Source organism: Curtobacterium sp. MCSS17_016 (assembly GCF_003234255.2).
Classification (GTDB): Bacteria; Actinomycetota; Actinomycetes; order Actinomycetales; family Microbacteriaceae; genus Curtobacterium; species Curtobacterium flaccumfaciens.
Map to the genome: position 1 here is coordinate 1,876,541 of NZ_CP126254.1, position 26,674 is coordinate 1,903,214.

The following is a 26,674-nucleotide window of genomic DNA, read 5'->3' on the forward strand; positions in this document are numbered from 1 at the left end:
TGTCGGGTCCCCGGAATAGAGTGGGCCGACAGCCCCACGAAAGGAGCGCCCGTGAGCCTGCTCGCCAGCATCACGTCGCCGCGCGACCTGAAACGTCTCTCCGACGCGCAGATGACCGAACTCGCCGCCGAGATCCGACGCTTCCTGGTCGCCGAGGTCGCCAAGACCGGTGGGCACCTCGGGCCGAACCTGGGCGTCGTGGAGCTGACGCTCGCGATGCACCGCGTGTTCGACTCGCCGAACGACCCGTTCGTCTTCGACACCGGGCACCAGTCGTACGTGCACAAGCTCGTCACCGGGCGCCAGGACTTCTCGAAGCTGCGCGAACGCGGCGGCATCGCCGGCTACCCGCAGCGGAGTGAGTCCGAACACGACATCGTCGAGTCCTCGCACGCGTCATCGTCGCTGTCGTGGGCCGACGGCATCTCCCGCGCGTTCGGGCAGACCGGGCAGACCGACCGCACCGTCGTCGCGGTGGTCGGGGACGGCGCCCTCACCGGCGGCATGACGTGGGAGGCGCTCAACAACATCTCCGACGACAACGACCGTCGACTGGTCATCGTCGTCAACGACAACGGTCGCTCGTACGCCCCGACGATCGGTGGCATGGCCCGGTTCCTGAGCTCCGTGCGCACCCGCCGCGAGTACCGGGCCCTGTACGAGGGCACGCAGGCCGTGGCGGCGCGGTTCGGCGCTCCGGGTCGTGCGGTCTACCGGGGCATGCGCGGGGGCCTGCACGGCTTCCTGTCGCGGCTGACGAACAACGAGGCGCTGTACTCGAACCTCGACATCAAGTACATCGGCCCGGTGAACGGCCACGACCAGCAGGCGATGGAGGCAGCGCTCCGGCAGGCGAAGGAGTACGGCGCTCCCGTGATCGTGCACGCGATCACCGAGAAGGGCCACGGCTTCGAGCCCGCGCTGCGCGACCAGGCCGACCAGTTCCACGCGGTCGGGCACATCGACCCGGAGACGGGGGAGTCGCTCGACGCCGCGTCGGGTCCGTCGTGGACGTCGGTGTTCGCGTCCTCCTTGGCCGATGCCGGCGCCTCGGATCCCCGGATCGTCGCCATCACGGCGGCGATGCTCCGGCCGACCGGGCTGCACCTGTTCCAGGAGCAGCACCCCGACCGGGTGTACGACGTCGGCATCGCCGAGCAGCACGCCGTGACGACCGCCGCGGGTCTGGCCTACGGGGGACTCCACCCCGTGGTGGCGCTCTACGCGACCTTCCTGAACCGCGCGTTCGACCAGGTCCTGATGGACGTCGCCCTGCACAAGGCCGGCGTGACGTTCGTGCTCGACCGTGCCGGCATCACCGGCCCGGACGGCCCCTCGCACCACGGCATGTGGGACCTCGCGCTGCTGCAGGTCGTGCCGGGGATCCGGATCGCCGCGCCCCGCGATGCTGCGACCCTGCGCGAGGAGTTCCGCGAGGCGATCGCCGTCGACGACGCCCCCACCGTGCTGCGGTGGTCGAAGGGGCAGGTCGGACCGGACATCCCCGCGGTCCGTCGTCTCTCCGATGGTGTGGACGTCCTGCACGCCGCCGCGGACGACGTCGAGGACGTGCTCTTCGTCGCCGTCGGGTCGATGGTGCCGGTGGCACTCGAGGCCGCGGCGCTGCTCGAGGCGCAGGGCATCGGCGTCACCGTCGTGGACCCGCGCTGGGTGGTGCCGATCCCGGTGTCGCTGATCGAGCTGTCGCGCACGCACCGGCTCGTGATCACCATCGAGGACGGCGTCCGGGTCGGCGGTGTCGGGACCCGGCTGCGGCAGGACCTCCGTGCCGCCGGGGTCGACACCGGGGTGAACGAGCTCGGGCTGCCCGACGCGTTCATCGACCACGCGACGCGATCGCAGATCCTCGCCGACGCGGGGCTGACGGCGCAGGCCATCGCCCGCGACGTCATCGATCAGGTCGTCGGGACGAAGTTGCCGCAGGCGAAGCCCGCGCGCTCCCGCGAGTCGGCGGCGTCCGACCGCTGACCGCGCGGTCCGGCCCGGTCCGGTCCGGTCCGGTCAGCAAGACACCGGTGTTCGCGCTCCACGCCGCGGTTTGCGGGTGTTCGGTGCGCGAACACCGGTGTCTTGCGTGATGGTCCTAGCGGGAGGCGGGGCCGACGATCCGCGGGTCGTGGAAACTCGCGCCGAAGACCCGCTCGGACGCACCGGAGCGGTCGAGGTACGGGCTGATCCCACCGGCTTGGAACGGGTAGCCGGCACCGAGGATGAGCCCGAGGTCGATCTCCTCGACGTGCTGGACGACCTCGTCCTCGAGCATGCGGTGCAGCTCGTCGGCCAGGGCGTCCTCGAACCGGCGCTGCATCTCGGCGGCGTCGACCGGCTTCGCGTCCTTCTTGGACGGCGCGACGAGCTTGACGGCGGCAGGGTCGTACCCGGTCGCGTTGCCCTTCTTGTCGCGGATCAGGATCGTCCCGTGCTCGGCGATCTTCTTCAGCCCGTCACCGGGGTAGAAGCGCTCCGGCCAGGCCGCGTGGTGCGAGTCGAGCACGTGCGCGCCGACCGGCAGCCCGACGAGCTCCAGCAGCTCGAACGGCGACATCGGCAGGCCGAGCGGTGCGGCACCCTGGGCGACGGTGTCGAACGAGGTCCCTTCCTCGACGCCGCGCATCGCCTCACCGAGGACCCGTGCGAGCACCCGGTTGACGACGAAGCCCGGCTGGTCGGCCGTGATGATCGCCGTCTTCTTGAGGGTCTTCGCGACGGCGAGTGCCGTGACGAGCGTCTCGTCGGAGGTGTCGGCGGTGCGGACGACCTCGAGCAACGGCATCACGGCGACCGGGTTGAAGAAGTGGAACCCGACCAGGCGCGACGGGTCGGACAGCACCGAGCCCATCTCGGAGACGGACAACGACGAGGTGTTCGTGGCGAGGATGGCGTCCGGTGCGATGACCTGCTCGATCTTCCGGAGGACCTCCTGCTTGACGGTCATCTCCTCGAAGACGGCCTCGATCACCCAGTCGGCGTCGGCGAAGGCGTCGTAGGACACCGACCCGCTGACGAGTGCGGTGATGCGGTTCGCGTCGTCGGGGGAGATCCGGCCCTTGTCGAGCAGCTTCGCGACCTCGCCGCGGATCCGCTCGACGCCGGCGTCCACACGGGACTGGTCGACGTCGGTGATGACGACGGGGACGCCGAGACGTCGGGCGAACAGCAGCGCGAACTGCGACGCCATCAGCCCGGCGCCGAGGACGCCGACCTTCGTGATCTTCTTCGGTTCGACGCCCTCGGGAGCGCCGACGGGCTTCTTTGCACGCTTCTGCACGAGGTCGAAGGCGTACATCGACGCGGCGAACTGGTCGCCCGAGATGAGGTCGGCGAGGGCCTCATCCTCGTCTGCGAAGCGTTCGTCGAGCGAGCCCGACTTGGCGGCGGCGACGAGGTCGAGCGCCCGGAACGGCGACTTCGGCACGGTGCCGATCTTCGACGCGACCTGTCCGCGGGCGACCTTGACGACGGTGCCCCAGGCGGCCTTCTCGAGCATGCCCGGTTCGTTCTTCCGCACCACCTTGGTCGTTCCGGTGATGACGCCGTCCGCCCAGGCCACGGCCGAGGGCAGGAACGTGACGGACGGGACGAGCACGTCGCCGATGCCGATCTCGACCGCGGCCGGACCGTCCATCAGGCGGTTGTTCTTGAGCGGGTTCTCGACGATGACGCGGAGCGCGCGCTCCGGGCCGATCAAGCGGGGGAGCAGCGTCGCGCCGCCCCAGCCGGGGATGATGCCGAGGAACACCTCGGGCAGGCCGATGCCCTGCGCCGCGGACGAGAACGCCCGGTAGGTGCAGTGCAGGGCGATCTCGAGCCCACCGCCGAGCGCCAGGGTGTTCACGAACGCGAACGACGGCACCCCGAGGTCGGCGAACTTGCGGAGCGTGGCGTGCCCGAGGGCGGCCAGGTCGTGGGCGGCCTCGCGCGACGGGACCGCCGCTGCCTGCGACAGGTCGGCGCCGGCGGCGAAGCAGTACTCCTTGCCGGTGATCGCGACGCCCTGGATCGTGCCCGCGGCGGCCTCGGTCTTCAGGGTGTCGAGCACGCCGGACAGCTCACGGAGCGTGCGGGGCCCGAGGGTGTTCGGCCGCTTGTAGTCCTTGCCGTTGTCGAGCGTGATGAGCGCCAGCGTGCCACCCGAGGGCATCGTGACGTGCTTGACGAACGAGTGCGTGACGACCTCGTCCTCGCTGAGTTCGGCCAGTCGGTCGTTGTCGACGATGGTCATGGTCACGCCCCCTTCCGAGCCGAACGCTCGGCCGACTTGCTGTGGTTCGGGTTCTCCCAGATGACGGTGCCGCCCTGGCCGAGCCCGATGCACATCGTGGTGATGCCGTACTTGACGTCCGGTCGCTCGGCGAACTGTGCGGCGAGCTGGTTCATCAGCCGGACACCACTCGACGCGAGCGGGTGGCCGACGGCGATCGCGCCGCCCCAGGCGTTCACGTTCGGGGAGTCCTGGGCGATGCCGTAGTTGTCGAGGAACGCGAGCACCTGGACGGCGAACGCCTCGTTGATCTCGAACAGGCCGATGTCGTCGATCGACAGGCCGGCCTTCGACAGGGCCTTGTCGGTCGCGGGGACCGGGCCGACGCCCATGACCTCGGGCTCGACGCCGGCGAAGGCGAACGAGACCATGCGCATCTTCGTCGACAGTCCGTGCTGCTTCGCACCGTCCTCGGACGCGAGCAGGCTCATGGTCGCACCGTCGTTCAGACCGGCGGCGTTGCCGGCGGTGACCCGTCCGTGGGGCCGGAACGGCGTCTTCAACGCGGCCAGCGCCTCCAGGGTGGTCCCCGGCCGCGGCGGCTCGTCGGTGCTGACGACGTCCCAGCCGTCGCCCTTGTTGACCTCGACCGGGATGACGTCCGGCTGGAGCTTCCCGTTCGCCCAGGCGGCGGCGTAGCGCTGCTGGGACTGGACGGCGTAGGCGTCCGTGCGGTCCTTCGTGATCGCGGGGAAGCGGTCGTGCAGGCGCTCGGCGGTGGCGCCCATGACGAGGGCGTCGCTCGAGACCATGCGCTCCGCGACGAAGCGTGGGTTCGGGTCGGCGTTGAAGCCCATCGGGTGCCGGCCCATGTGCTCGACACCACCGGCGATCGCGATGTCGGCGGCGCCGAAGGCGATGGCACCCGCGAGCGTCGTGACGCTCGTCATGGCACCGGCACACATGCGATCGATCGCGTAGCCGGGAACCGACTTCGGCAGACCAGCGAGCATGCCCACGGTGCGGCCGAGCGTCAGCCCCTGGTCACCCTGCTGCGTGGTGGCCGCGACGGCGACGTCGTCCACCGCTGCGGTGTCGAAGGTGTTCCGGTCGAGCAGCCCGCGCATCGCGTGCACCGCGAGGTCGTCGGACCGGGTCTTCCAGAACACCCCCTTCTCGCCGGCTCGTCCGAACGGTGTGCGAACGCCGTCCACGAACACGACGTCTGATGCCTTTGGCAATCCGGGCCTCCCAGATCCTCATCGATCGGGCCGGAACGCAGGTCGCTCCGGCCTGGCCGGGCCTCGCCCGGCGACCCTCCCGACGCTATGCCCCCAGCCTGGGCGGCCGCATGCCGGTTGGGCAGTTCCTACGACTCGTCGTCGTCCGTCGCCGCGGGCCGCTGTGCAGCAGCCACAAAGGCCGAGGCGATGATCGACGCGAGTTCCTCGACCTGCCACGGGCGGGCGTCGTGCTCGGCGAGGGCGGCGCCGACCAGTTCGGTCGACGGCGGCGACGGCGGGGCCCACGACACGAGCCGGAGCGTCTCCGGCGTGAGCAGGTTCTCGAGCGGGATGTCGAGTTCCTCGGCACGCTTCGTCACCGCCGCGCGCGCGGCCTTGTACCGGCGGTCGGCGGCCGGGTTGCGGTCCGCCCAGGCTCGGGGCGGGGGCAGGGTGGCCTCGCCGGCACCGCGCAGACGGGGGAGGTCCTCGGTGGTGCGGCCTTCCTCGACGGCGGCCCACCAGCGGTCGAGCTCGGAACGGCTGGCGCGGCCAGTGAACGTCTTCAGCGCACCGAGTTCGGCGCGGGACTCGGGTGCAGCGGCCGCGGCGGCGACGATCGCCGAGTCGGGGATCGTGCGCCCGGGGGCGATGTCCGCCCGTCGGGCGTACTCGTCGCGGGCGAGCCAGAGCGACCGGGCGATCGCCAGTGCTCGCGCACCACGGAGCGCGTGCATGCCGGACAGGCGACGCCAGGGCTCGGCACGGGCGGGCTTCGGCGCACGGTGCAGGACCGCGTCGAACTCCTCCTGGGCGATCCGGGTCTTGCCGGCCTCGTCGAGCTTCTCGGCGAGGGCATCGCGGAGGTCGGGCAGCAGCTCGACGTCGAGCGATGCGTACACGAGCCACGACTGCGGCAGCGGTCGGGTCGACCAGTCGGCCGCCGAGTGCGCCTTGGCGAGCGTGATCCCGAGCAGCTGCTCGACGACGGCGCCGAGGCCGACCCGGGGGAACCCGGCGATGCGTGCGCCGAGCTCGGTGTCGAAGATGCGGGTCGGGACGAGGCCGACCTCCTGCAGGCACGGCAGGTCCTGCGACGCGGCGTGGAAGAGCCACTCCTCGTCGACGATGGCCGCCTGCAGCTCGGAGAAGTCGCCGATCGGGATCGGGTCGAACAGGAACGCGCCGGCACCGCGGCGGAACACCTGGATCAGGTAGGCGCGCTGCGAGTAGCGGTAGCCGCTGGCGCGCTCGGCGTCGACCGCGACGGGGCCGTGGCCGGCGGCGATGGCGGCGACCGCCTCGAGGTAGTCCTCGCGGGTGTCGATGACCTTGACGGCGTCGTGCGACGCCTCGAAGGCGGGGCCGGCGGCGGCAGCAGTCGGGTCGGCAGCGGCAGCCGGAGCAGTCGAACCGGCAGCCGTGGCTGCGGGCGCAGCCGGGCCGGTCGATCCAGCGGCGTCCTGGGGAGCGGGGTCGGTCACTTGGCGAGCCTCCTCGGGGCCAGCAGGGTCACGCCGTCCGATGCGGGCGGCAGACCGGCGAGCATGGCGACGATGTCCTGCCAGGCCCGGACGTGTGCGGTGAGGTCGTCGCCGCGTGGTGTCCACGACGCGCGGAGTTCCAGCTGGGCGCCGTCGCCCTGTGCGGCGAGGTCGCCGTACCCGCGCGAGATGATCTTGGTGGCTGTGCCCGAGGCGTGGTCGTACGTCGCACCGTGCGACTCGAGCGCGTCGACGAGCCAGCTCCAGGTGACGTCGGCGACGAACTCGTCGACGCCGATCTCCGGCTCGAGCGGCGCCTGCGCGAACGAGACGACACGGAACGCGCCGCCCCAGCCCTCGGGTTCTTCCGGGTCGTACAGGGCGATGAACCGGCCGGTGCCCAGGTCCGACTCGACGCCGTGCGCGGTGCCGGACACGTCCGCCGCCAGGGCGATCGAGAACGGTGCGATCCGGGTCGGCGAGGGGATCTCGGTGACGGTGGTCTCGGCACGGCCGCTGCCGCCGGACACGAACGCGCGGAGCCGCGCGAAGGCGTCGGGCTCTCGGGTTTCGGACACACATGCAGACTAGGCTCCGGGCCATGTCCCGATCCGCGCGACCCGCCGAGGACGTCGTCCAGGAGACCGCTCGATCGGCCGGGTTCATCGCACTCGGCGCCGGTCTGGCAGCTGCCGCGGTGGGGACGGCCGTCATCGGTGGCTTCGTCGCCGCCGTCGCCCGTGCCGTCGTCACCCCCGACCGCAAGCGCAACGAACGCGTCCCGATCCACGCCGTCGACCCGGTCCGGAAGACCGTCACGATCGAGCGCACGGCCGACACCGAGCTGCAGGGCCGCTACTCGCTCTGGTTCGGCGGCGGCACCGGCCACATGCGCGTCGGCGAGGTCCTCGGCACGACCGACACCACCGTCACGCGCCGCATCATCGCGATCGACGCCGGCGACCCGACCGCCGCACGTCGCGGACGCTGGGGCGGCTGGTTCTACCTGACCCCGGGCGAACTCGACGTGCCCGTCGAGGACGTCGACATCCCCACCCCGAACGGCCCCGCCCCCGCCTGGGTCGTCCGCGCCGACGACCCGGCAGCGCCCTGGGCCGTCCTGGTGCACGGCCGCGGTGTGACCCGTGCCGAGACGATCCGCGCCGTCCCCGTCTTCCGTGCCGCCGGGTACTCGGTGGTGCTCGCCTCGTGGCGGAACGACGGCGTCGCCCCTCCGAGCGTCGACGGCCGCTACGGCCTCGGCAGCACCGAGTGGGAAGACGTCGACTCCGTCCTCCGCTGGCTCACCGCGCAGGACGCCCAGAGCGTCGTGCTCATGGGCTGGTCGATGGGCGGCGCCGTCGTGCTGCAGACCCTGCTCCGCTCGCGCTTCGCCGGTCTGGTCGACGGGGTGGTGCTCGAGTCCCCGGTGGTCGACTGGCACGCCGTGCTGAAGTCGCAGAGCCAGCTCCTGCGCCTGCCACGTCCGGTCCGCAAGGTCGCGCAGCGGCTGCTCCGCACGCCGGTGCTGTACCGGCTCGCCGGGCTCCAGGCTCCTGTGGACCTGCGCGAGCTCGACATGGTCACGCGATCCGACGAGCTCACGGTGCCGATCCTGCTGCTGCACAGCGACGACGACGGGTTCGTTCCGTCCTCGGCCTCACACGACCTGGCCCGCGCACGGCCCGACCTGGTGCGGCTCGAGATCCAGACCACGGCCCGGCACACCAAGCTCTGGAACCACGACGCCGACTGGTTCGACGCCCGGATCCTCGCGTGGCTGACCGAGGTGGTCCAGCGGCGCGGGGCGGCCAGCGCGCGGTAGACGCTTCGGTCGCTTCGTGAGCAGAAATGGTCGCGTCACCGTCGCGCACGCGACCATTTCTGCTCACCAAGCGGGTGGTGCGGCAACGTCCGTCACCGGAGCGGGGAGTCCTTGCGCTCCGGGTCGACGACCACGCTGCCTCCGGACCGGTCGGTGACGGTGCAAGCAGATTCGAGCTGGACGCCGGAACCGTCGGTGAAGCGCAGATCGAGCCGGAAGTCGACGCCGATGAAGTCGAGCGTGTTCCGGGGGTGGACGGAGGATCCGGCCGGATCGTTCCCGCGGTTCGTCGCCATCGTCGGTTCCCCCTCATGGTTCTGACGACCCAGCCTGGCACGGCCAGCGGTTGCGATGCCGGAAAGCGGGTGCATCGACGGACGGGAGGCGCGGTGCCAGCTGGCACCGCGCCTCCCGTCCGTCAGTGGGTCGCGTCTACGCGACCGCCGCCTGTACCTGACGCTGCACGCGGCCGAGCATGCCCACCATGCCGCGGATCCGCAGGGGGCTGACCGCCTCGGACAGGCCGATGGTCAACGGGTAGTCCGTCGGGACGGCGAGCACCTGCTCGACGGTCAGGCCGGACAGTCCCTGTGCCAGGATCGAGGCGAAGCCGCGGGTGGTCGGCGCCTCGCGCGGGGCGGTGGCGTGCATCCGGACCACGTCCGGGGCGTCGCCGTCCTCGCCCACCGTCACGGTGATGAAGACGGGGGACTGGCACTCCTCGACGCGTTCGAGCTCGTCCTCGTGCCCCTGCAGGCGTTCGGGTAGCGCAGGCAGCTCGTTCGAGAACTCGAGCAGGAGCTGCAGGCGGTCCTTCTGGCCCAGGGCGAGGAAGTCGTCGCGGATCTCGGCGAGGGTGGCGGGGAGTGGTGCGTCGGTGCTGGCGTTCATCGGTTCGGAACAGTACCCGGCTCGGATCCCTGCACGATGGGGACGCGGACGGCGCTGCCCCACTCGGTCCACGAGCCGTCGTAGTTGCGGACGTTGTCGTAGCCGAGCAGGTGCTGCAGGACGAACCAGGTGTGGCTCGAGCGCTCACCGATGCGGCAGTAGGCGATGACCTCGTCGGCGTCACCGATGCCGGCGCCGTCACGGTAGACGGCGTCGAGCTCGGCGCGCGACTTGAAGGTGCCGTCGGGGGCGGCGGCCGTCGCCCAGGGGATGTTCACGGCGGTGGGGACGTGGCCGCCGCGCAGCGCGCCCTCTTCCGGGTAGTCGGGCGCGGTCGTGCGCTCCCCGCTGTACTCCGGGGCGCTGCGGACGTCGATGAGCGGCTTGCCGAGGTGCGCGAGGACGTCGTCCTTGAAGGCGCGGACGGGCTCGTCGTGGCGCTCGACGACGGGGTACTCGACGGGCGTGACCGGGGTCTCGTCGGTGGTCAGGGCGCGGTCCTCGGCGATCCACTTGCCGCGACCGCCGTCGAGCAGGCGGACGTCCTCGTGGCCGAACAGGGTGAGCACCCAGAGGGCGTACGCCGCCCACCAGTTGTTCTTGTCGCCGTAGATCACGACGGTGGTGTCGCGGCCGATGCCCTTGCCGCCGAGGAGCTCGGCGAACGCGGCGCCGTCGATGTAGTCGCGCTGCACCGGGTCGTTGAGGTCGGTGTGCCAGTCGATCTTCACGGCGCCCGGGATGTGGCCCGTCTCGTAGAGCAGGACGTCCTCGTCGGACTCGACGACCACCAGGTCGGGCGCGCCGGCCCCGGCGTCGAGTTGCTCCTGCAGCCACTCGGTGGAGACGAGGCGCTCCGGGTGCGCGTAGGCGGCGAACTTCTCGGACGGGTCGACCGGTGCGGTCATCGGGGGTACCTCCAGGGGTGCGGGGGAGCGTGGTGCGGGGCGAGCATGGTGCGGGGCGGGCTTGGTGCCCGGGTGCGTGCTGCCGGCGCCGGACTAGGATCGGGCGTCGGTGCCTGTGGGCAACGGTACGCGGACGTACCGTGCTCCTGACGCAACGTGACACCCCACGACATGCTTCCCGGAAGGGTTCCCCGATTGCCCGCTCACCTCGTCGACCGTGATCCCCAGGTGACGCCGCAGCAGATGGCTGCGGCGCTCGTGCCCCCGCCGCAGTTCACGGACGCGTCGTTCGACTCGTACCGGCCGGACCCGGACTACGACTCGCAGGCCTCGGTCCGCGATGCCGTCGCCGCGTTCGTGGCCGCCGGTCCGACGGAGGCCCCGCGGCGCGGGCTGTTCGGGCGCCGGAAGCAGGCGGCGGAACCCGCGGCGAAGTCCGGTGTGTACCTGGACGGCGGGTTCGGTGTCGGCAAGACCCACCTGCTCGCAGCCGCCTACCACGCGGCCACCGGCCGGAAGACGTTCGGCACCTTCATCGAGTACACCGCGCTCGTGGGCGCCCTGGGGTTCCAGGGGACCGTCGACCTGCTCCGCGGCACCGCACTGGTGTGCATCGACGAGTTCGAGCTCGACGACCCGGGCGACACGATGGTGATGACCCGGCTCATCAAGGAACTGACCGAGACCGGCACCCGCTTCGCCGCGACGTCGAACACGCCCCCGGGCGCCCTGGGCGAGGGGCGCTTCGCCGCGCAGGACTTCCTGCGCGAGATCCAGGCGATGTCCGACCGGTTCGACACCATGCGCATCGACGGCCTCGACTACCGCCGACGTGCCGTGGACGAGTCGGCGCAGGTGGTGTCCGACGTGCCCGCCGCGCTGCCGTCCGGCACCGTGACGCTCGACGACTTCGGCGCGGTGGTCGCGCACCTGGGTTCCGTGCACCCCTCGAAGTACGTCGCGCTGGTCGAGGACCTCGACGCCGTCGGGCTCACCGACGTCCGGGCGTTCACCGACCAGACCGACGCGCTGCGCTGGGTCGCCCTGGTGGACCGGCTGTACGACGCGCAGGTGCGCATCGTCGCGTCGGGCACGCCGCTCGACCAGGTGTACCCCGACGTGATGCTCGAGGGCGGGTACCGCAAGAAGTACCTGCGCGCGGCGTCCCGCGTGGTGGCGCTCACCCGCGCCTGAGCGTCGCTCGCCGTCAGACCGATCTGTCCACGGCGGTCTCCTGCCCCTCGCGCAGGGGACATCGGGCCGCTGGAAACACGACGTTTACAAACGGCGCGGTCGCGTTACATCCGCGAAACAGTTCGTGCTCCCTCGTGAAACCTCGCCTCGCCAGACTCTGTGACACCCGAGGCGGTCCAAGAGCCGCTCGTGCAATCGAGAGGTGAGCAGATGCTTGATCAGGGCAACACGACGTTCGTGTTGGTGATGGCTGCGCTGGTGTTGTTCATGACACCCGGCCTGGCCTTCTTCTACGGCGGCTTGGTGAAGGCCAAGTCCGTCATCTCCATGATGATGATGTCGTTCGGTGCGATCGCGCTCGTGAGCGTGCTCTGGGTGGTCTACGGCTACGCGATCGCCTTCGCCAACCACGGCGACGGCACGGCGGTCTCCGGCGTGGTCGGGTTCTTCAGCATCGACTGGAACCAGATCGGCCTCGGCCAGGCCTTCGAGGAAGCGCAGTCCTCGAACATCCAGGCGGCGTACCCGTCGATGGCCTTCGTCGGCTTCCAGGCGACGTTCGCGATCATCACCGTCGCGCTCATCTCCGGCGCCATCGCCGACCGCGCCAAGTTCGGCGCGTGGATGGTCTTCGCCGGCGTCTGGGTCACGGTCGTCTACTTCCCGGTCGCCTCGTGGGTCTTCAACCTGACCTCGGGCTGGGCCGCCACGTGGGGCGTCATCGACTTCGCCGGTGGCACCGCGGTGCACATCAACGCCGGTGCAGCGGGTCTCGCCCTGGCGATCGTGCTCGGCAAGCGCGTGGGCTTCGCCAAGGGTGCGCACAAGCCGCACAACCCGCCCTTCGTCCTGCTCGGTGCCGCCATCCTGTGGTTCGGCTGGTTCGGCTTCAACGCCGGCTCCGAGGGTGCAGCTGACGGCATCGCCGCGATCGCCTGGGTGAACACCCTCGCCGCCCCGGCCGCCGCCATCCTCGGCTGGCTGCTCATCGAGAAGCTCAAGGACGGCAAGGCCACCTCCGTCGGTGCCGCCTCGGGTGCCGTCACCGGCCTCGTCGCGATCACCCCGGCCTGTGCCGCGCTGACCCCGGGCTGGGGCATCCTGCTCGGCTTCCTCGCCGGCATCGTCTGCTGCTTCGCGATCGACTGGAAGTACCGCCTGGGCTTCGACGACTCGCTCGACGTGGTCGGCGTCCACCTGGTCGGCGGCATCTTCGGCACGCTGTTCCTCGGCTTCTTCGCCAACGACACCGGCCTGATCTACTCCGGCTCGTTCGAGCAGCTCGGCAAGCAGGCCGTGGCGGCCCTCGCCGTCGGCCTCTACTCGTTCGTGCTCGCCCTGGTCATCGGGTTCGCCATCGAGAAGACGATGGGCTTCCGCGTCAAGACCGAGGACGAGGTCGCCGGCATCGACACCGCCGTCCACGGCGAAGAGGGCTACGTCCTCTACGAGCAGACCGACGACAGCCCGGTCAGCGTCCGCTAGTCACCAGGCACCACCCGCACGACGACGGGCCCCGCGCACACAGCAGCGCGGGGCCCGTCGTCGTTGCGTTGGTCGCGTTCTCGACGTGACCACGGCCGGGAGGCGCGGTGCGGGTCCGGCCCGCACCGCGCCTCCAGGCAGATGGTCGCGTCAGCGACCCGTTGGTTCCGTTGGTTCCGTTGGTTCCGGTGGTTCCGTCACCAGGCGTAGTCCTCCGGCGAGGTCTCGTGCCCCGGGAAGATCTCGTCGAGACGGTCCAGCGCACGCTGGTCGAGGCGGATGTCGACGGCGCGCACCGCGGACTCCCACTGCTCCATCGTGCGGGGGCCGGTGATCGGCGCCGTGACGCCGGGCTGGTGCAGCAGCCAGGCGAGTGCCAGCTCGCCGGGCGTGTGGCCGAGCTCCTTCGCGAACGACTCGTACGACTGCAGCTGGTCGCGGTGCGCGTCGACGTACTCGGCGCTGCGGCCGGAGAGCCGACGGGAGCCGTTCTCGGTCTTCTCGATGACGCCGCCGAGCAGGCCGCCCTGCAGCGGCGACCAGGGGATCACGCCGAGGCCGTACGCGCGGGCGGCGGGCAGGACCTCGCGCTCGACGTCGCGGACCACGAGGTTGTAGATCGACTGCTCGCTGACCAGGCCGAAGGTGTTCCGGCGCTTCGCTGCCTCCTGCGCCTGGGCGATGTGCCACCCGGCGAAGTTCGACGAGCCGACGTACAGGACCTTGCCCTGCTGCACGGCGACGTCGATCGCCTGCCAGATCTCGTCCCACGGCGTCGCACGGTCGACGTGGTGGAACTGGTACAGGTCGATGTGGTCGGTCTGCAGTCGCTGCAGGCTCGCGTCGAGCGACTGCCGGATGTTCAGGGCGCTGAGCTTGCCGCCGTTCGGCCAGTCGGTCATCTCGCCGTAGACCTTCGTGGCGAGGACCGTCTTCTCGCGGCGACCGCCACCCTTGGCGAACCACCGTCCGATGATCTCCTCGGTGGCACCCTTGCCCACCGAGCCGCCGTAGCCGTTGGCGGTGTCGAAGAAGTTGACGCCGAGCTCGTGGGCCCGGTCCATGATCGCGTGCGAGTCGTCCTCGCTGGTCTCCGGGCCGAAGTTCATCGTGCCGAGCACGGCGCGGGAGACGGACAGACCGGTGCGACCGAGGTGTGTGTAGTCCATGAGACGGGTCTACTCGTGACGCGCTGGTGGCGCCAGGCCCTGGGAGTACCGGTCGGGGCTTGGTGCTCGTTGTGCTGGTCGGAGTAGTCAGGGTGGACCACCCGAGAGGAGCAGCCATGCCAGCCAAGGACGAGATCCCCAGCACCCTGCAGCGGTCCCCGGAGCACGCGCAGGAGATCTTCGAGAAGACACTGGACTCGGCGAACGAGACGTACGGCCCGGGTGAGCGGGCGCACCGCACGGCGTTCGCCGCCGTGAAGCACGAGTACGAGAAGGTCGGCGACCACTGGGAGGAGAAGGAGTCCTCCGGGCCGTCCGACTCCGGTGCCGCCGGCTCCCGCGGTGCTGGCTCGGGCTCATCCGGGAAGACCGAGGGCGGTGTGGACGCGAACGCCTCGAAGGCGCACCTGATGGACGTCGCGAAGCGGCTCGACGTCAGCGGCCGCTCCAAGATGACGAAGGACGAGCTGGTCGAGGCGATCGGCAAGGCGAACGAGCGCGCGACCGCTGCCGCGCGGAAGTGACCGTCGCGCGTGCCGTGCATGCCCCGCTCGGCATGCGGCGGCGGGGTGAGGGGGTAACGTGCCGACGATGAACATCCCAGCACTCCGCGGCAGCCGGATCCTCGGGTTCGGACACCACCAGCCCGAACGCGTCCTGACCAACGACGAGCTCTCGACGATGGTCGACACGAACGACGAGTGGATCCGCACCCGCACCGGGATCCAGACGCGTCGGATCGCCGGTCCAGACGACACCGTCACGTCGATGGCCATCGAGGCTGGGCGCCGTGCCCTCGCCGACGCCGGGGTGTCGCCCTCGGCCGTCGGACTCGTCATCGTCGCCTCCACCACCCACCAGGACCGCGCCCCGTACACGGCAGGCCGCGTCGCCGCTGCACTGGGCATGACGAACGGACCGGCGCCGATCGACATCAACACCGCGTGCAGCGGGTTCGAGTACGCGCTCGGGCTCGCCGACCAGTCCATCCGCACCGGTTCGGCCGACGTCGCGCTCGTCATCGGGTCCGAGGTGCTGTCCGGCATCGCCGACTGGACGGACCGGTCGACGTGCGTGCTCGTCGGTGACGGGGCCGGTGCCGCCGTGCTCGGGGTCGCCGAGACGCCCGAGATCGGCCCGGTGTCGTGGGGGAGCGTGCCGCACCTGCTCGACGCCGTGCGGGTGGAGGGCTCGCCGGGGCGCTTCAACCAGGAGGGTCGCTCGATCTACCGCTGGGCCATCACCGAGGCCGAGGGGCACGCCCGCAAGGTCGTCGAGGCCGCCGGACTCACGATGGACGACATCGAGGTGTTCGCGTTCCACCAGGCGAACCTGCGGATCATCGAGCCGCTCGTCACCGCGCTCGGCGGGGAATCGAAGTTCGTCATCCGGGACGTCGTCGAGTCCGGGAACACCTCGGCCGCCAGTGTGCCGCTCGGCCTGTCGAAGGCCTGGGAGCGCGGCGACCTCCCGGAAGGCGTGCCGGCCCTGCTGTTCGGGTTCGGTGGCGGGTTCGCCCACGCCGGGCAGGTCGTGACGACGCCGGTGCGGTCCTTCTAGGCGCAGCTGCACGAACGGCCCGGGCTCGGCTGCTGAGCATCCGTGCCCGGGCCCTGCTCGGTCGTCGCGCCGGGCCGTTCTCGGTCGGCGTGCCGGACCGTTCTCGGTCGTCCTGGCTAACGCTTCGAGCGGGGGTCGTCCTGCCCCGGCTCGGTCCAGAGGTCCTGGTCCTTGCCCGCGCCGCGCTTCCACGGCAGGGCACGCCGGGTCTTCTCGGCAGTCGGTGTGACCGTCAGCACGATCGGGAACTCCGCCGGCGGCATGCCGAACCCCGTCCGCGACGCCTGGATCACCTTGCGGCCCAGGGCGTGGTTCCCCAGACCGCCGACGGCCGCTCCGATGCCGAACGGGAGCGCGCGGCCGAGGACCGAACCGCCCTGCCGGATGGCGAAGCGCTTGATGAACTGGTCACGGACCTGTCCGCCGATGCCGTTGACGACCTGCTTCGGCAGCGAGGACGTCACCATCTCGCCCCAGAACGCCGTCCGGGCCTGCCCGCCGGCAGCCTGGCCGGCGAGCTGCTTGATGAGCTGCGTGCCCGGTGCGCCGAGGATCATCGCCATCACCAGGGTGCGGGCGCGCTCCGGGTCGTCCAGCGCGATGCCGTGCACCTCGGTCACCGACTGTGCGAACAGCGCGGTTGTCTCGAGGAACCCGACCGTCTCGGCGCCGCTCAGGCCGAGCGCAGCGGCCATCCCGACGCCGGGGATCACCGCGCTCGCACCGACCGCGGCGCCACCGGTCGTGACCGCGGCCAGGTACTGCCGCTCGAGGATCTGGATCACCTCGGCGGGGGTGGCGTCGGGCTTGCGGCGACGGATCGCGTTGACGTGCGCGACCACGACGGGGCGCTGCACACTGATGACCCGATCGAGCCACTTGGCCCAGCCCGAGGGCTGGACCTGCTGCGTTCGGGGGTCGGACGTGGTGGGGGAGACCGGTGCGGTCGGCAGGGGCACGATCGACTGGTCCTTCGGGGCGCGGGCCATGCGCTCACCGTACGCCGCACACGTGAGAGGCTCGCTGGATGGACACCGACCCCGCGCAGCGAGCCCTCGACGACGCCCGTCGTGCGGCCGGGTTCCTGACCGTCCGGCAGGTGGCCGCCCTCGCGCCCGAGGTCCGGGTGCTCGATCCGGCGTCCGTCCTGATCGGGGAGGGCGTGTCGGTCCTGCCCGGCGTCGTGCTGTACCCGTCCACGGCGCTCGAGACCCGTCACGGTGGGGCGATCACGCTGGCTGCCGGTGCCTGCCTGGGCCCCGGCCCCGTGACCGTCGTCGCGTCTGCGGCGACCGTGCACATCGGGGCGGGCGCCGAACTCGGCCCGGGCCCCGTCACCGTCGTCGCGGACGGGTCCGACGTCGTGATCGGTGGTCGGGCTCGCCTGACGGCCGGGTGTCTCGTCGAGGGGCCGGCGCGGATCGGTGCGGGCGCGCAGGTGCTCGGTCCGGTGTCCGTGCGTGACGTCGAGCTCGAGGACGGCGGCGACCACCGCGAACCCGACCCGGACCACCGCGGCGGCGTGGTCAAGGGCACCGGGCCGGTCCGTGGGGTGCGCGTGGGGCTCGGCGAGGTCGTGGTCGGTGGGGCAGTGGACATCGGGGCGTCCTCCGGTCGGCCGCGGATCGAGCGTCAGCGCACGTACCACCCGGATGCGCCGCGTCGTCCGCGCTGATCTTCGAACACGCAGCCTCAGCACGGGACACCCGCACGCCGCAGGGCAGCCCGCACCCGGTCGGGCCGCATCAGGTCGGCCCACGAGAGCCGCACGACCGCGCGGACCTCGGGGAACGACCGGATGAAGTCCTCACGCCGCTTCTCGCGCCAGTGCGCGTCCGCGGTGGAGCGCCCGTCGAGCAGCACCGGGTCCTCGTACTTCGCGCGGCCGTCGACCTCGACCACGACGCCCTGGTCCGGGAACCAGAAGTCCACGACCGCCGTGGCCGATCCGGCCCGGGCGAACACGTGCTGCTGCACCGGCTCCGGCACACCGAGCTCCCGGAACCGCACGCGGCACACCGACTCCGCGGGTGACCCCGACAGCGCCGACCCCATCCCCACCGCGATCTCCGCCTTCGTCCGGGCGAAGACCAGCGATGTGCGTTCCGCGTCCAGCGCCTCACGGTCGGCGAGCCGACGGGAGAGCACGGCATCGACGACGGGGAGTGCTTCGAGCAAGGAGCGCGTGGCAGCGACGTCGATGGCGGTCCTCGCGGCCGTCGTCGTGGGGGTCGCCTGCTGATCGACGAGGACTGCGGGCGCTCGCCCCTGTGCACCGTGCCGGACGAACCACGCCGTGACACGGGTGTGCGTCGTGGTCGGATCGGCGAGGTGCACCTTGGGTGGGGCGGTCCCGATCAACGGGAGTCCGAGGACCGCGCACGCAGACTGGTGTGAGACGACATCGGTCGCTCGGAGTCGGTGCGCCGAGGCCCGGACGAGCACGTGGTGCTGCTCACCGGGGTGCATCCCGTCCAGTGCACCCGGGCGGACGAGGACGCCGGGGCGGAGGCGTTCGTACCGTCCCCGTTGGACATCGCGCTCGAGCGCGCGGCGTTCAGCGGAGGTCGTACCCGTCGTGCGGATCAGTTCGACGTCGTTCGCTCTGGACATGGCACCAGGCTCGCCGAACCTCGTGGCCCAGCTCTCGCCGTCGTCCGATCTGTGGAGAGCCGGGCGGCGACGACGACCTGTGCAGGACTGACCAGCTGCAATGCGCGTGCATCTTGCGACGATCCACGCGTCGAACGACTCGTGTCTTGTCGTCGCATGCACACGCAGCCTCTGCGTGCACATCTTCCGACGATCCACGCCGAGAACGACTGGTGGGATGTCGCAGAACGGGTGTGAAGCTCGCCCGGCGCGCCCCGCGCTACACCCGCGCGAGCTCCGCCCGCAGCGGCAGGTCCTGCTCCTCGAGGATGACCTGCGCGCCCACGGCGGTCCGGGCGTTCACGACGATCGGCGCGAGCAGGTTGACCGTGGTGCCGGACGCGCCGGGGTTCGCGACGACGAGCAGCATCGCGTCGGCGGGGTCGGTCAGCCCGAGCCCGGCGGCCTGCTCGTCGGTGAGCTCCGGCGCGTACGACGGCAGGTGCACCGCGGCGTCGAGCAGGAACAGCCGCGCGTCGTCGCCGACGAGCGTGAACAGCCCCTCGGCGCCGTCGACCGGCGAGAGCTCGAAGGCCGCGGCGGGAGCGAGCCCGAACGGCGGGACGGCGAAGGTCAGGGAGATGCTCATCGGAGGTAGTCCATCAGGGTCGGCTGCAGGACCTTCGCGGTGACGGCGAGGGCTGCCTGGTAGTTGGTCTGCTGCACCTGCAGGTCGAGGACGGCCTTCGCGAGGTCGACGTCCTCGATGCCGGCGCGGCGGCTCTCGAGCGAGACGGTCGCGGACTTCAGCGAGTCCTGTGCCGCGAGGGCGGCCGCGTGCCGGACGCCGACGTCGGCCTGGGCGCCGCGGACGGTCCCGAGCGCCGTGTCGACGTCCCCGATGCGAGCGTTCACGTTCACCCCGTTCTGCAGGTCACTGACGATGGAGTCGATCATGCCGAACACCGAGTCGTCGCCGGATCCGAAGACCGCGGTGCCGGTGGTGTCGACCCGCACCGTGGTGCCGTCGCCGACCCGACGGGACACGTCGGTGCCCGATGCCGCCCAACCCGTCGCGGGGTCGTAGGCGGCAGCGGCGGTCGAGGATCCCGCGAACACCGAGCGCGTGCCGTAGGTGGTGTTCGCACGGGCCTCGAGGTCGGCTTTGAGCGACCGGAACTGCGTGACGAAGGCGTCGCGGTTCGTGTCGCTCATGGTGCCGGAGTTCGCGGCCTGCACGGTGAGGTCGCGGACGTTGTTGAGCACCGAGTAGACGCTCGACAGCGCACTGTCGGTGGTCGCGAGCCAGGCCGCGGCGTCGTTCGCGTTCCGCGAGTACTGCGCTGCAGCGGCCTGCTCCTTGCGCACCTGCATCGACGAAGCGGTGCCGACCGGGTCGTCCGAGGGCTTCTGGATCGCACGCAGCGTCGTGGCCTGGTCGGTGAGCTCGGCGACCCGCGCGGCCCCGGCCTGCAGCCGGGCCGACGCGGCCGCCATCGACATCTGGGTGGTCACACGGGTGATCACGATCAGCCCCTCCCGACGAGTCCGACGCGGTTGATGATGGTGTCGAGCATCTCGTCGACCGCGGTCAGGACGCGCGCCGCACCCTGGTACGCGTGCTGGTAGCTCAGCAGGTTGACGTTCTCCTCGTCGAGGTCGACGCCGGCGCTCGACTGCTGCTGGGTGCGTGCGTTGGTGAGCGCGAGTCCGGTCATCGTGGATTCCGACGTCGCCGACCTGGAGGCGGTGCCCACCCCCGCCACGAACGTCGCCCAGACCTGGTCGGCACCGTCCGACGACGCCCCGAGTCGCGCGAGCGCGTCGGCGAACGAGTCGTCGAGTTCCCCCGCCGCGTTCCGCGTCGCCAGCCCACTGGCGTCCGTGGGGACGACGCCGAGTGCCTGGGCGGCGGGGACGCCGGCCGTCAGGGAGAAGAAGGGTGCGCCGGTGGTGCCGGCCGGGGTGGTCCCGGCGGCGTGCAGGGTGTTCACGGTCGTGGCGAGCCGCGTGGCCACGGCGTCGTAGGACGCGGAGGCCTCGGCGAGTGCGCCGCCGGTGCCGGTGCCGGACGCGGGTGCGAGGACCGTGAGGGCGCCACCGATCGAACCGCCGCTCAGTCCGACCGCCCCGGCCGTGCCGGTGGTCCAGGTCAGGGTGACCGCGGTGCCGTCGGCGAGACGTTCGCCGCCGCCGAGGGCGACCGAGCGTGCGTCGGTGCCCTGCACGAGCGGGTTGCCGCCGAGGAGCACGTCGACCGTGCCGTCGGCGTTCGTCCGGGTGGTGCCGCCGGCGAGCGTGGCGATCTGCTGCGTGAGCTGGTCGCGCTGGTCGAGCAGCTCGTTGGCGTTGCCGCCCGAGGCGAGCGCGGTGCGGATCCGGCCGTTCAGGTCGGCGACCTGCTCCGCGGCGCCGTTCAGCTGGGCGACCTGCCCGGTCAGGGTGCCGCGCACCGAGGACCACTGCGCGTCGACGGCCTTCGAGCCGGCGGCCAGGGCGGCGACGACGGTGCCGGCGGCCCCGAGCACGGCACTGGCGGCACCCGGGTCGTCGGGGTGGCTGGCGAGCTCGCTCCAGGACGACCAGAACGCGTCGAGCTTGGCGCTCAGGCCGTCCTTGCCGGGCTCGTGCAACCCGGTCTCGAGGACGGAGAGCGCCGTGGCGCGGGCATCGGCGTAGGCCGACGAACCGGCGGCGACGCGGACACCGGCGTCGAGCGTCAGGGACGCCAGGCGGGCGATGCCGTCGACCGAGACGCCCTGGCCGGCGAGGGCCGCGGTGCCCCGCATGAACCCGGTCTGGGTCGCGGGGATCGAGTTCTGCGTGACGCGCTGGCGGGTGTAGCCCGCGGTGCCGGCGTTCGCGATGTTCTGGCCGGTGACGTCGATGCCGGCACGGGCGGCTGCGAGGCCGGAGTAGGCGGTCGCGAGGGATCCGAAGGTGCTGACCACGGTGCTACAGCGTCCCCTCGAACAGGCGGGCGCCGTCCTGGCCTGCGCCGGACGTCCCACTGGCGTCGTAGGTGGCGGCGCCGGTGACGGTCCCCGCCAGGGTCTCCTCGGTGGCCTGGGCGGCGACACGCAGGAACCGGTCGTTCTCGTCGCGCAGGGCGCCGATCTGGGTGGTCAGCTCGACCATCGCGGTGAGGTGCGACGACAGGATCTCGCCCCACGGCCCGTTCGGTGCCGCGGCGACGACGTCGCGCAGGGGAGCGTCGGCGGGGACGCCCCACTCCTCGGCGACCTCGGCGCTCTGCGCGGCGCGCTCGAGCCCGGTGCTGCGGAGCCGGTCGAGGACCTGCTCGACCTCGCGGCTGGCGTGCGACACCCAGCGGGAGCGGCCCGCGGTGAGCAGGAGCTGCTCCTCCTCGAGCTTGAAGGTGAGCAGTTCGAGCAGCTCGCGTTCGCGCCAGAGCACGGCGGACAGGTCGTTCACGCTCATCAGCTCCTCCCAGGTGGTGGTTCGTCGGGGTGGTCCCCGGTCCGTCATCCTGCGGACACCGGGACCTATCGACTCGGTGACCGCGACCGTAAGCCCCGGCGGCCGAGTGCCGTCCCCCGTACTCGTCGACTTTGTGACCCGATGACCCCCGTCGGGGGACAAGAACGAGCGTTCCCAACCCTGAGTCCCCCCAAATGCCGACCGGAAAGGGGGCCTGACACCCCCGCACTGGGGACGGTTGAGCACCTGTTCAGCGCATTGCCAGCCGATACATTCAGAACGCACCCCGGGGGACACCCGGAACCGCTCGGGAACGATGCGGGGTGCACCGCTCGGAGGGACCCGGGCGGGTCTTCGGCGTACGCACCGGCCATCCGAGGCCGGCGTCCGTCGCGCCCACGGACGGGTGAGCCGACACACGTCAGGTCGACCAGGGGAACAGCATGGACCGCACCGAACGCAACGCGATGATCGTGGAGCACCTCCCGCTCGTGGGCTACATCGTGGCCGACGTCCGCTCCCGGGCGACGCACCTGGATCGCGACGACCTCGCCGCCGTCGGATCGCTCGCACTCGTCGCAGCCGCCGAGGCCTTCGACCCCACCCTCGGCGTGCCGTTCGGTGCCTACGCCCGCACCCGGATCGCCGGTGCGCTGGCCGACGACATGCGCTCGGCCGACTGGGCCTCCCGCGGCACCCGGAAGCGGATCCGCGAGACCCTGGCCACGCAGGAGGCACTGTCCGCACGGCTCGGCCGGAGCGTCGGCGCCCAGGAGATCGCCGATGCCATGGGCGTCGACAAGCAGACCGCCGTCGACGCGATGAGCGACGCTGCCCGCACGGTCGCGCCGCTCGACGAGACCGTGCACGACCTCGTCTCCGCGGACCTGCCGCTCCCCGGGGACGACCTGCTCGAGACCGAGAAGCGCCGGTACCTCCGCGCCGCGGTCGAGGCCCTGCCGGAGCGGATGCGCTTCATCGTCGAGGCCGTGTACTTCGGCGACCGCTCGGTCACCGACGTCGCCGCCGAGCTCGGCATCACGCACTCGGCCGTCTCGCAGCAGCGCTCCGAGGCGATGCGCCTGCTCCACGACGGTCTCGCCGCCCACTACGGCGACGGCACGACCGTCGAGCCCGCGAGCCGCACCACCGCGGCCCGCCGCAGCGCCTACCTCGCCCGTGTCGCCACGAACGCCGCCGCCGGTGTCGCCCGTGCCGTGCACGACGCCGCGTCCGGCCCGGCCGTCGCTGCGAGTTGAGACGTCGGCGGAAACTTCTCCGCCGATCCCCTAACGACTCCCGGCAACCGGTCGAGAGTCATCCATGTCAGCCCACGGACGGGCCGACGTACGACCCACATTCACGGAGGAAACCACCATGGGTATGTCCATCAACACCAACCTCTCGGCACTCAACACGTACCGGAACCTCAACGCGACGCAGAACGACCTGTCGAAGTCCCTCGAGAAGCTCTCGTCGGGTCTCCGCATCAACCGTGCTGCCGACGACGCTGCCGGTCTGTCGATCTCCGAGGGGCTGAAGTCCCAGGTCGGTGGCCTCACGGTCGCCGCCCGCAACGCGCAGGACGGCATCTCCGTCGTGCAGACCGCTGAAGGTGGCCTCACCGAGACCCACTCGATCCTCCAGCGCATGCGCGACCTGGCAGTGCAGGCCGGCAACGACTCGAACAACGAGGACTCCCGCAAGGCGATCACCACCGAGGTCGGCGAGCTCACCAAGGAGCTCACCCGCATCTCGGAGTCGACCAACTTCAACGGCATCAACCTGCTCGACGGCTCCGCCGGCACCGCAGGCGTCCTGAAGTTCCAGGTCGGCGCGAACGGCGACGCGGCGAGCCAGATCGACGTGGACCTGTCGAAGTCGAACGTGGAGTCCGTGTCGACCGCGGTCGGCGCGCTCACCTTCGACTCGGCGACGAACGCTCAGGCCGCCATCACCGCGATCGACGAGCAGATCAAGTACGTCTCCTCGGCTCGTTCGAGCATCGGTGCCGTCCAGAACCGCTTCGACCACGCCATCAACGTGACGAACGTGGCCAAGGAGAACCTCACCGCTGCCTCCTCGCGCATCACCGACGTCGACATGGCGGAGGAGATGGTCAAGTACACGCGCGACAACATCCTCAGCCAGGCCGGCACCTCGATGCTCGCGCAGGCGAACCAGAGCACCCAGGGCGTGCTCTCGCTCCTGCGCTAGCCATCACGACGTCCGTCCTCCGGGCCCGATCGGGTGCCCCGGGGGGCGGACGCCGCCGTCCTGACCACCTCCACGACGCCAGGGAGTGTCGACGATGTCCTCGTCCGTGTCCTCGAGCACCAGCCTCGCGATCGATGGTCTGGTCAGCGGTCTCAAGACGACCGACCTCATCAACTCGCTGATGAGCGTCGAGGGGGTCCCGCAGACCCTGCTCAAGAACAAGCTCACCACCACCAACTCGTTCATCTCGTCACTGCAGACGCTCAACGGGTTGATCCAGGGGCTCGCCACGAAGGCCGCGGACGCCGCGAAGGCCTCGTCGCTCGACCTCTTCGCCGCGACGAGCACCGCGCCGAGCGTCACCGCCGTCACCGGTGCCGGGGCGACCGCCGGCTCCATCAGCTTCACCGTCGGTTCGACCGCCTCGGCCCAGGTCGGCGTCACGGCCGCGATGTCGACGTGGTCGACCGGTGCGCAGCCGATCACGATCGTCGGCGCGGACGGCAAGTCGACCACCGTGACGCCGGCGTCCGGTTCGCTCGACGACGCCGTGTCCGCCCTGAACAAGTCCGGTGCGGGCGTCACCGCGACGAAGGTCTCCGCCGGCACCGATGCCGACGGCACCAAGCTCTACCGCCTGCAGCTCACGTCCGCCACGACCGGGGCGGCCGGCGGGTTCCAGCTGTACCGGGGCGGCGCCGACGACGTGGCAGCGGGCACCGCGACGAACGTCCTCACCGAGACCGGTGCCGCCGTCGTCACCGCGGCGACCGACGCCAGCGTCACCCTCTGGGCCGGCACCGCCGCCGCGCAGAAGGTCACGAGCGCCACGAACACCTTCACCGGGCTCGTCCCCGGGCTCGACGTCACCGTCTCGAAGGCCACCACCGACCCCGTCACCGTGACGATCGCGCAGGACACCACCAAGGCGCAGTCCGTCGCCTCCGGGCTCGTCGACGCGATGAACGCGATCGCGGCCTACTACAAGACGAACACCGCGGTGTCGAGCTCGACCAGCGCGACGTCCGGCACCACGACGACGAAGGCCGGTGTCCTGCTCGGCGACGGTGCATCCCGCGACGCCGTGCAGCGGCTCACGAGCACGATGTCCGCCCCGGTCGACGGCAAGTCCCCGTCGACGATCGGCATCGTGATCACGAAGGACGGCACGTTCACCTTCGACCCCGAGGTCTTCCAGAAGGCCCTCGCCACCGACCCGAAGGCCACCCAGGCGATGCTCTCCGGGGTCGCCGCGAACGTCGGCGCCGCGGCCACCGCCGCGTCCGACAAGTACGACGGCTCGGTCACCACGTCCATCACCGGGCAGCAGGCCGTCGCCAAGGACCTCACCACCCAGATCGACAGCTGGACCGACCGGCTGACGATGCGCCGTGCCGCCCTGCAGACCCTCTACTCATCCCTCGAGACCAGCCTCAGCAAGCTCCAGTCGCAGTCGAGCTGGCTCGCCAGCCAGCTGGCCTCGACGTCGAGCTGACGGGAACGACCATGACCTTCGACTTCCAGGCAGCCGCCTTCCGCCAGGCCGCCCAGCCGCGCACCGTCACCGACCAGCGTCGTGCCCAGTACACGAACGAGGCCGTGCTCTCGGCGACGCCGGCCCAGCTCGTGACGATGCTCTACGACCGGCTGCTGCTCGACCTGCACCGTGCCGAGGCCGCGCAGGTCGCCGCCGATTGGGAGGCGGCCCGCGAGCAGCTCCTGCACGCCCAGGCGATCGTCGGTGAACTCTCGAGCACCCTCCGGATCGACGTCTGGGACGGCGGCGAGGGCCTGCTGGCCGTCTACAACTACGCCTCCACGTCGCTCATCACGGCGAACGTGCACCGCGACGTGCAGGCCACCCGCGACTGCATCCGGATCCTCGAGCCGCTGCGTCAGTCGTGGCACGAGGCGGCCGCGTCGCTGCCCGCGACGCCCGCCACGCAGCAGCCGACCGGGGGAGCCCTCGGTGTCGCCTGAGCCGTCCGCAGAGCTGTCGCCTGAGCAGCCGGACGGACGAGCCGCATGGGAGGCTCTGCTCACCTCCCTGGAGCACGACGCCGCCGGGCAGGCGGCCGACTCCACGGCCGTGGCCGGGTGGTCGGAACCGGCCGGGCTGGGACCGCTGCCGCGTGACCTGGTGGGACGGGCCTCCCGGCTGCTCGCCGCGCAGCGGGACCGCATGATGGTGCTCGCTGCGGACCGCCGCTCGACGCTGGAGCACCTCGGTGCCCTGCGCGCCGTCGACGCCACGCGCGAGCCCCGCGGCTCCGTGTACCTCGACGCTTCCGCCTGACCCGCGCCCCCGCACCAGTTCTGCGACAGAGCACCCGTCGACCGACGGGTGCTCTGTCGCATCTCGGGTGCTCCGCCCCGCACAGCCCCCACCGCCCCCCGTTCGGGGCGACGCCTAACGCGGCGGACGACGGGCTCCGATAGCGCCACTCGAGCACGGATCGCTCA

Annotated in this window: 26 protein-coding genes; 12 read left to right on the forward strand and 14 right to left on the reverse strand. The window is 71.3% G+C overall.

Translation table 11 applies throughout. The features are described 5' to 3' along the window. The first annotated feature begins 51 nt into the window (after positions 1-51). On the forward strand, positions 52-1,989 hold the full coding sequence (dxs, locus tag DEJ19_RS08885; protein WP_111232799.1) for a 1-deoxy-D-xylulose-5-phosphate synthase: 1,938 nt from the start codon (positions 52-54) through the stop codon (positions 1,987-1,989). Between the two features lie 115 nt (positions 1,990-2,104). On the opposite strand, the gene DEJ19_RS08890 is transcribed toward dxs, so the two are convergent. The 4 genes from DEJ19_RS08890 to DEJ19_RS08905 form a co-directional block, all read right to left on the reverse strand. Further along, on the reverse strand, positions 2,105-4,243 hold the full coding sequence (locus DEJ19_RS08890; protein WP_111232798.1) for a 3-hydroxyacyl-CoA dehydrogenase NAD-binding domain-containing protein: 2,139 nt from the start codon (positions 4,241-4,243) through the stop codon (positions 2,105-2,107). Positions 4,244-4,245: 2 nt separating this feature from the next. Next, positions 4,246-5,463: a thiolase family protein gene (locus DEJ19_RS08895; RefSeq protein ID WP_110863846.1), complete on the reverse strand. Its 1,218-nt coding sequence runs from the start codon at positions 5,461-5,463 to the stop codon at positions 4,246-4,248. A 128-nt stretch (positions 5,464-5,591) separates the two neighbouring features. Then, positions 5,592-6,929 (reverse strand): HRDC domain-containing protein, encoded by a 1,338-nt coding sequence (locus DEJ19_RS08900; RefSeq protein WP_502869788.1) that lies wholly within the window; start codon positions 6,927-6,929, stop codon positions 5,592-5,594. Beyond that, the gene (locus tag DEJ19_RS08905) at positions 6,926-7,507 is read right to left on the reverse strand and encodes a DUF3000 domain-containing protein (RefSeq protein ID WP_017886108.1); all 582 of its coding nucleotides are present in this window, start codon (positions 7,505-7,507) and stop codon (positions 6,926-6,928) included. The genes DEJ19_RS08900 and DEJ19_RS08905 overlap by 4 nt, the downstream gene beginning before the upstream one ends. A 23-nt stretch (positions 7,508-7,530) precedes the next feature. Between DEJ19_RS08905 and DEJ19_RS08910 the strand changes: the two genes are divergently transcribed. Further along, positions 7,531-8,754 (forward strand): alpha/beta fold hydrolase, encoded by a 1,224-nt coding sequence (locus DEJ19_RS08910; RefSeq protein WP_111232797.1) that lies wholly within the window; start codon positions 7,531-7,533, stop codon positions 8,752-8,754. Between the two features lie 92 nt (positions 8,755-8,846). On the opposite strand, the gene DEJ19_RS08915 is transcribed toward DEJ19_RS08910, so the two are convergent. From DEJ19_RS08915 to DEJ19_RS08925, 3 genes are all read right to left on the reverse strand, one after another. Beyond that, positions 8,847-9,050 carry a hypothetical protein gene (locus DEJ19_RS08915; RefSeq protein ID WP_111232796.1) on the reverse strand — a complete coding sequence of 68 codons (204 nt, stop codon included), beginning with the start codon at positions 9,048-9,050 and terminating at the stop codon, positions 8,847-8,849. A gap of 136 nt (positions 9,051-9,186) precedes the next feature. Further along, on the reverse strand, positions 9,187-9,645 hold the full coding sequence (locus DEJ19_RS08920; RefSeq protein ID WP_027465483.1) for a SufE family protein: 459 nt from the start codon (positions 9,643-9,645) through the stop codon (positions 9,187-9,189). Beyond that, the gene (locus tag DEJ19_RS08925; RefSeq protein WP_110863844.1) at positions 9,642-10,553 is read right to left on the reverse strand and encodes a sulfurtransferase; all 912 of its coding nucleotides are present in this window, start codon (positions 10,551-10,553) and stop codon (positions 9,642-9,644) included. The genes DEJ19_RS08920 and DEJ19_RS08925 overlap by 4 nt, the downstream gene beginning before the upstream one ends. 171 nt (positions 10,554-10,724) lie before the next feature. Between DEJ19_RS08925 and zapE the strand changes: the two genes are divergently transcribed. Together zapE and DEJ19_RS08935 are read left to right on the forward strand one after the other, a co-directional pair. Continuing rightward, a complete protein-coding gene (gene zapE / locus DEJ19_RS08930) occupies positions 10,725-11,747 on the forward strand; it encodes a cell division protein ZapE (RefSeq protein WP_110863843.1) in 1,023 nt (340 codons plus the stop codon). Positions 11,748-11,957: 210 nt separating this feature from the next. After that, positions 11,958-13,232, forward strand: coding sequence for an ammonium transporter (locus DEJ19_RS08935; protein WP_110863842.1), 1,275 nt, complete (start codon positions 11,958-11,960; stop codon positions 13,230-13,232). 197 nt (positions 13,233-13,429) lie between these two features. Here the strand turns inward: DEJ19_RS08935 and DEJ19_RS08940 are convergent, their stop codons facing one another. After that, a complete protein-coding gene (locus DEJ19_RS08940; protein ID WP_071403939.1) occupies positions 13,430-14,401 on the reverse strand; it encodes an aldo/keto reductase in 972 nt (323 codons plus the stop codon). A gap of 116 nt (positions 14,402-14,517) precedes the next feature. On the opposite strand from DEJ19_RS08940, the gene DEJ19_RS08945 reads away from it, so the two are divergent. Then, entirely contained in the window at positions 14,518-14,925 is a 408-nt protein-coding gene (locus DEJ19_RS08945; RefSeq protein ID WP_111232795.1) for a ChaB family protein, read from the forward strand. A 67-nt stretch (positions 14,926-14,992) separates the two neighbouring features. Further along, positions 14,993-15,961 (forward strand): beta-ketoacyl-ACP synthase III, encoded by a 969-nt coding sequence (locus DEJ19_RS08950; RefSeq protein WP_111022822.1) that lies wholly within the window; start codon positions 14,993-14,995, stop codon positions 15,959-15,961. A gap of 116 nt (positions 15,962-16,077) precedes the next feature. Here the strand turns inward: DEJ19_RS08950 and DEJ19_RS08955 are convergent, their stop codons facing one another. Then, positions 16,078-16,950 carry a hypothetical protein gene (locus DEJ19_RS08955; RefSeq protein WP_181441480.1) on the reverse strand — a complete coding sequence of 291 codons (873 nt, stop codon included), beginning with the start codon at positions 16,948-16,950 and terminating at the stop codon, positions 16,078-16,080. Positions 16,951-16,988: 38 nt separating this feature from the next. Between DEJ19_RS08955 and DEJ19_RS08960 the strand changes: the two genes are divergently transcribed. Continuing rightward, positions 16,989-17,636, forward strand: coding sequence for a hypothetical protein (locus tag DEJ19_RS08960; RefSeq protein ID WP_111232794.1), 648 nt, complete (start codon positions 16,989-16,991; stop codon positions 17,634-17,636). Between the two features lie 17 nt (positions 17,637-17,653). Here DEJ19_RS08960 and DEJ19_RS08965 read toward each other — a convergent pair whose 3' ends face one another. The 5 genes from DEJ19_RS08965 to DEJ19_RS08985 all read right to left on the reverse strand — a co-directional run bounded on the left by DEJ19_RS08965 (position 17,654) and on the right by DEJ19_RS08985 (position 21,994). Beyond that, entirely contained in the window at positions 17,654-18,574 is a 921-nt protein-coding gene (locus tag DEJ19_RS08965) for a hypothetical protein (protein ID WP_111232793.1), read from the reverse strand. A 259-nt stretch (positions 18,575-18,833) separates the two neighbouring features. Further along, on the reverse strand, positions 18,834-19,202 hold the full coding sequence (gene fliW, locus DEJ19_RS08970; RefSeq protein WP_027465503.1) for a flagellar assembly protein FliW: 369 nt from the start codon (positions 19,200-19,202) through the stop codon (positions 18,834-18,836). Next, positions 19,199-20,080, reverse strand: coding sequence for a flagellar hook-associated protein FlgL (flgL, locus tag DEJ19_RS08975; RefSeq protein ID WP_111232792.1), 882 nt, complete (start codon positions 20,078-20,080; stop codon positions 19,199-19,201). Before flgL ends, fliW begins: the two co-directional genes overlap by 4 nt. Before the next feature lie 2 nt (positions 20,081-20,082). Further along, positions 20,083-21,504, reverse strand: a complete 1,422-nt coding sequence (gene flgK, locus DEJ19_RS08980; RefSeq protein ID WP_111232791.1) for a flagellar hook-associated protein FlgK — start codon at positions 21,502-21,504, stop codon at positions 20,083-20,085. 4 nt (positions 21,505-21,508) lie between these two features. Then, entirely contained in the window at positions 21,509-21,994 is a 486-nt protein-coding gene (locus tag DEJ19_RS08985; protein WP_111093921.1) for a flagellar protein FlgN, read from the reverse strand. Positions 21,995-22,437: 443 nt separating this feature from the next. Between DEJ19_RS08985 and DEJ19_RS08990 the strand changes: the two genes are divergently transcribed. From DEJ19_RS08990 to DEJ19_RS09010, 5 genes are all read left to right on the forward strand, one after another. Then, complete coding sequence (locus DEJ19_RS08990) at positions 22,438-23,253, forward strand: sigma-70 family RNA polymerase sigma factor (protein WP_111101193.1); 816 nt, start codon at positions 22,438-22,440, stop codon at positions 23,251-23,253. Positions 23,254-23,371: 118 nt separating this feature from the next. Then, positions 23,372-24,211: a flagellin N-terminal helical domain-containing protein gene (locus tag DEJ19_RS08995; protein ID WP_181420034.1), complete on the forward strand. Its 840-nt coding sequence runs from the start codon at positions 23,372-23,374 to the stop codon at positions 24,209-24,211. A 106-nt stretch (positions 24,212-24,317) separates the two neighbouring features. Further along, the gene (fliD, locus tag DEJ19_RS09000) at positions 24,318-25,706 is read left to right on the forward strand and encodes a flagellar filament capping protein FliD (RefSeq protein ID WP_181441479.1); all 1,389 of its coding nucleotides are present in this window, start codon (positions 24,318-24,320) and stop codon (positions 25,704-25,706) included. An 11-nt stretch (positions 25,707-25,717) separates the two neighbouring features. Then, positions 25,718-26,191 (forward strand): flagellar export chaperone FliS, encoded by a 474-nt coding sequence (fliS, locus tag DEJ19_RS09005; protein ID WP_084740422.1) that lies wholly within the window; start codon positions 25,718-25,720, stop codon positions 26,189-26,191. After that, the gene (locus DEJ19_RS09010; RefSeq protein WP_111232789.1) at positions 26,181-26,507 is read left to right on the forward strand and encodes a hypothetical protein; all 327 of its coding nucleotides are present in this window, start codon (positions 26,181-26,183) and stop codon (positions 26,505-26,507) included. Before fliS ends, DEJ19_RS09010 begins: the two co-directional genes overlap by 11 nt. The last annotated feature ends 167 nt before the right edge of the window (positions 26,508-26,674 follow it).

Excerpts from the sequence above, each read along its gene's own strand:
- DEJ19_RS08890 (WP_111232798.1), bottom strand. The coding sequence starts at position 4,243 with ATGACCATCGTCGACAACGACCGACTGGCCGAACTCAGCGAGGACGAG.
- DEJ19_RS08910 (WP_111232797.1), top strand. The coding sequence starts at position 7,531 with ATGTCCCGATCCGCGCGACCCGCCGAGGACGTCGTCCAGGAGACCGCT.
- DEJ19_RS08915 (WP_111232796.1), bottom strand. The coding sequence starts at position 9,050 with ATGGCGACGAACCGCGGGAACGATCCGGCCGGATCCTCCGTCCACCCC.
- DEJ19_RS08920 (WP_027465483.1), bottom strand. The coding sequence starts at position 9,645 with ATGAACGCCAGCACCGACGCACCACTCCCCGCCACCCTCGCCGAGATC.
- DEJ19_RS08925 (WP_110863844.1), bottom strand. The coding sequence starts at position 10,553 with ATGACCGCACCGGTCGACCCGTCCGAGAAGTTCGCCGCCTACGCGCAC.
- zapE (WP_110863843.1), top strand. The coding sequence starts at position 10,725 with ATGCTTCCCGGAAGGGTTCCCCGATTGCCCGCTCACCTCGTCGACCGT.
- DEJ19_RS08935 (WP_110863842.1), top strand. The coding sequence starts at position 11,958 with ATGCTTGATCAGGGCAACACGACGTTCGTGTTGGTGATGGCTGCGCTG.
- DEJ19_RS08940 (WP_071403939.1), bottom strand. The coding sequence starts at position 14,401 with ATGGACTACACACACCTCGGTCGCACCGGTCTGTCCGTCTCCCGCGCC.
- DEJ19_RS08945 (WP_111232795.1), top strand. The coding sequence starts at position 14,518 with ATGCCAGCCAAGGACGAGATCCCCAGCACCCTGCAGCGGTCCCCGGAG.
- DEJ19_RS08950 (WP_111022822.1), top strand. The coding sequence starts at position 14,993 with ATGAACATCCCAGCACTCCGCGGCAGCCGGATCCTCGGGTTCGGACAC.
- DEJ19_RS08955 (WP_181441480.1), bottom strand. The coding sequence starts at position 16,950 with ATGGCCCGCGCCCCGAAGGACCAGTCGATCGTGCCCCTGCCGACCGCA.
- DEJ19_RS08960 (WP_111232794.1), top strand. The coding sequence starts at position 16,989 with ATGGACACCGACCCCGCGCAGCGAGCCCTCGACGACGCCCGTCGTGCG.
- DEJ19_RS08965 (WP_111232793.1), bottom strand. The coding sequence starts at position 18,574 with ATGTCCAGAGCGAACGACGTCGAACTGATCCGCACGACGGGTACGACC.
- fliW (WP_027465503.1), bottom strand. The coding sequence starts at position 19,202 with ATGAGCATCTCCCTGACCTTCGCCGTCCCGCCGTTCGGGCTCGCTCCC.
- DEJ19_RS08985 (WP_111093921.1), bottom strand. The coding sequence starts at position 21,994 with ATGAGCGTGAACGACCTGTCCGCCGTGCTCTGGCGCGAACGCGAGCTG.
- DEJ19_RS08990 (WP_111101193.1), top strand. The coding sequence starts at position 22,438 with ATGGACCGCACCGAACGCAACGCGATGATCGTGGAGCACCTCCCGCTC.
- DEJ19_RS08995 (WP_181420034.1), top strand. The coding sequence starts at position 23,372 with ATGGGTATGTCCATCAACACCAACCTCTCGGCACTCAACACGTACCGG.
- fliS (WP_084740422.1), top strand. The coding sequence starts at position 25,718 with ATGACCTTCGACTTCCAGGCAGCCGCCTTCCGCCAGGCCGCCCAGCCG.